The sequence below is a fragment of the Streptomyces sp. NPDC029152 genome, assembly GCF_055564355.1.
Map to the genome: position 1 here is coordinate 1 of NZ_JBVHWR010000053.1, position 3,578 is coordinate 3,578.

General features: G+C 72.8%; 2 protein-coding genes. Both read right to left on the reverse strand.

Annotation, left to right across the window (positions count from 1 at the left end):
* The coding region (locus ACZ4V6_RS36400) for a beta-ketoacyl synthase N-terminal-like domain-containing protein (protein WP_467835535.1) at positions 1-1,064 on the reverse strand (1,064 nt) is incomplete at its 3' end.
* Positions 1,061-3,578, reverse strand: a 2,518-nt coding sequence (locus tag ACZ4V6_RS36405) for a type I polyketide synthase (RefSeq protein WP_467835538.1), incomplete at its 5' end; no start/stop codon positions are given. The genes ACZ4V6_RS36400 and ACZ4V6_RS36405, both read right to left, overlap by 4 nt.

Genomic DNA, 3,578 nt, shown 5'->3' on the forward strand with positions numbered 1-3,578 from the left:
GCCTGCGCCTCGATCGGATCACCCAACCGCGTCCCCGTCCCATGCGCCTCCACGACGTCGATGTCAGAAGGAGCCAGGCGTGCGTCGGCCAAGGCGTGGTGGATGACGTCTTGTTGGGACGGTCCGTTCGGGGCGGTGAATCCGCTGCTGGCTCCGTCCTGGTTGACCGCCGAGCCTCGTATGACGGCCAGGACGTGATGGTCGTTGCGGCGGGCGTCCGAGAGGCGTTCCAGAACCAGTACGCCGACGCCCTCGCCGAAGCCGGTGCCGTCTGCCGTGGACGAGAACGCCTTGCAGCGGCCGTCCGGGGCCAGGCCTCGTTGTCGGCTGAAGGTGGCGAACACCGTCGGTGCCGCGAGGACGGATGCGCCGCCGACCAGCGCGAGGGTGCACTGGCGCTGACGCAGGGCTTGGGCGGCGAGGTGCAGGGCGACGAGTGAGGAGGAGCAGGCGGTGTCGACGGTGACCGCGGGACCCTTCAGTCCGAGCGTGTAGGAGATGCGGCCTGAGGCGACGCTGCCGGCGTTGCCGATGCCGATCAGGCCCTCGAGCTCCTTGTCGATCTCGGGGAGTCGGGTCGCGTACTCGTGGGTCATGAGCCCGGTGTAGACGCCGGTCCGCGTGCCTTTGAGGGAGGCCGGGTCGATACCCGCACGCTCCAGTGCCTCCCACGAGCACTCCAGCAGGAGACGGTGCTGCGGATCCATCGCCAGCGCCTCGCGCGGCGAGATACCGAAGAAGGCGGCGTCAAAGCCGGAGACATCGTGGACGAACGTTCCTTCGCGGACGTAGGCCTTGCCGGGTGCGTCCGGGTCGGGGTCGTAGAGGTTGTCCAGGTCCCACCCGCGGTCGGTGGGGAAGGGACCGGTCGCGTCATGCCCGTGTGCCACGAGGTCCCAGAAGTCCTCGGGGGTGCGCACGCCACCGGGCAGGCGGCAGGCCATGGCTACGACGGCGACGGGTTCGGTGGCGGCGGACTCCAGTTCCTGGAGCCGGGCCCGCGCCGACCGCAGGTCCGCGGTCACCCGCTTCAGATAGGCGAGTGCTTTGTCGTCGGCGTTCACTCCGCGCCCCCGATGCCCAGTTCGTTGTCGATGTAGGCGTAGATCTCGTCCGCTGTGGCGTTCTCCAGGTCGTCGCCAGGCTCGGCGCGGCCGTCAGGGCCGTCGGGCTGCCGGAGTTCGTCGAGCAGGACTGTCAGGCGTTGTGCGACGAGGACGCGGTCCAGGCCGTCGGTCGTGGCTCCGCTGACGCTGCGACGCAGGGTTTCCAGTTGTTGCAGGGCCTGCGCGGTCGGGTCGGCGGTGCCCACGAGTTGCTCGAGCAGGTGGGCGGCGAGGGCCGCCGGGCTGGGGTGGTCGAACACCGCGGTAGCGGGCAGGCGCAGCCCCAGTTGGCGGGAGAGCCGGTTGCGCAGCCGTACCGCCGTCAGGGAGTCGAATCCCAGCTCGAGGAAGCCCCGGGCGAGGGGGATGGCGTCGCGGCTGTCGTGGCCGAGGACTGCCGCCGCGGCCTCGAGGACGATCTGCTGCACGTGTCGCTGTCGTTCCTCCGCGTCCAGGCCGGCCAACTGCCGGGCCGCTTGCCCCTCGCTCGCGGTCTGAGCGTGTTCCGCGCCGGTGACGGCCCGGCGGCGTACCTGGACCAGGCCGCGCAGCATCGGTGGGACGTCCTCGGTGGACGCCGGTTCCAGCCGGATCGGCACTGCCAGGGGCTCACCGGCGGCCAGGGCGGCGTCGAACGCGGCCAGGGCCTCCGTGGTGGACAGGGCGCCGACGGCCGCGATGCTGCGGGAGGGAGAACCGACCTGCCGGGTCAGTTCGCTGCGGTGTTCCCACAACCCCCAGGCGAGTGAGATGCCGGGCAACCCCTGGGCGGTGCGGTGAGCGGCCAGCGCGTCCAGGAAGCCGTTCGCCGCGGCGTAGTTGGCCTGTCCCGCGGCGCCGAGCACCGAGGCGGCCGAGGAGAACATGACGAAGGCGGTCAGCGGCATCCCGGCGGTGAGTTCGTGCAGGTGCCAGGCGGCGTCCGCCTTGGGGCGCAGGACCGGGTCGAGCCACTCGGCGGTCCGCGTGCCGAGCACGCCGTCGTCCAGCGCGCCGGCGGCGTGCACGACGGCCGAGAGCGGATGGTCGGCGTCGACCGCGGAGAGGAGCGCGGCCACGGTCGCGCGGTCGGCGAGGTCGGCCGCCACGATGTCGACGTGTACGCCGCGTTCGGTCAGCTCGGCGCGCAGCCGGTCGGCGCCGTCGGCTGCCGGTCCCCGTCGGCTGACCAGTAGCAGCCGGGTGACTCCGTGCCTCTGGACGAGGTGCCGGGCGAGCAGTCCCCCGAGGGTGCCCGTGCCTCCGGTGATCAGGACGGTGCCGGTGCCCAGTGAGTCCGTTCCGGCTGGGGTCTGCGCCCGTACGAGGCGAGGCACCGTGCCGTGTCCGGCGCGCACGACGACCTCCGGTTCCGGACCGAGGGCGTAGCCGGGGAGGGCCGCGAGTGAGGCGGGGTGCTCGTCGAGGTCGACGAGGGTGATGCGGTCGGGGTGCTCGGCCTGTGCGGCGCGCAGCAGACCGCACAGCGTTCCGTGGACGAGGTCGCCGTCCCCTGCTCCGCGGCTCACGGCGACCAGCCGGCCGTCACCGAAGCGGTCGTCGGTGAGCCAGTCCTGCACCACCCCCAGCACGTGCGCGGTCGCCGCCCGGATCACGGTCGGCACGTCCTCGGGATCCGCCGTGCCCCGTATGCCGGGCAGGGGGAACAGGACTGCGTCGGGCACCGCGCCGATGTCGCCCAGGCCGACGGCCGTCGTCACGTGCGCGCCCGTGGCTTCCAGGCCGGCCGCGAGACCGCCGGGGTCCGCGCCGACGACGGCCCAGGAGGCCGGGGCCGGTCCGGCCGGGGCTTCCTGCCGCCGGTCGACCCGGAACAGGCAGCTCGCCCGACGCACGGCGAACTGGTCGGCCTCGACGGGGCGGCTGACGAGCCGGCCGATGGTGAGGACCGGCAGCCCGGAGTCGTCCCACGCCTGCCATGAGAAGTCCGGCGGACTGATCCGGACCCGCAGCGAGGTCGCCCCGGCCGCGAACAATCGGACGTCCGAGAAGGCGAACGGCAGCCGGGTTCCCTCCTCTCCGCCCGTGTTCGTGCGGGCGCAGGCCACACTGTGCACGGCCGCGTCGAAGAGCCCAGGGTGGAGGCCGTATCCGGTGGCGTCGGCGCTCTCCGGTAGGGCGATCTCGGCGAGGAGTTCCTCACCGGCGCGCCAGGCGCGCCGCAGACCGCGGAATCCGGGCCCGTAGTGGTAGCCGGACGCGGCGAGTTCGTCGTAGAAGCCGTCGGTGTCGAGGGGCGTGGCGCCGTCCGGCGGCCATTCCGCCAGCGGCTCCGGCGCCGGCCTGTCCGGACCGAGGACACCCTCGGCGTGTGTCACCCAGCTGCCGTCGGCACCACGCGAGTGCACCGACACCGCCCGGCGATCGTTCTCGCCGAGGTCGGAGACGACGACCCTGATCTGTACGGCGTCCGACTCGCCGAGCACGAGCGGCGCCTGGAGGGTGAGTTCCTCGACCGACCCGTGACCGACC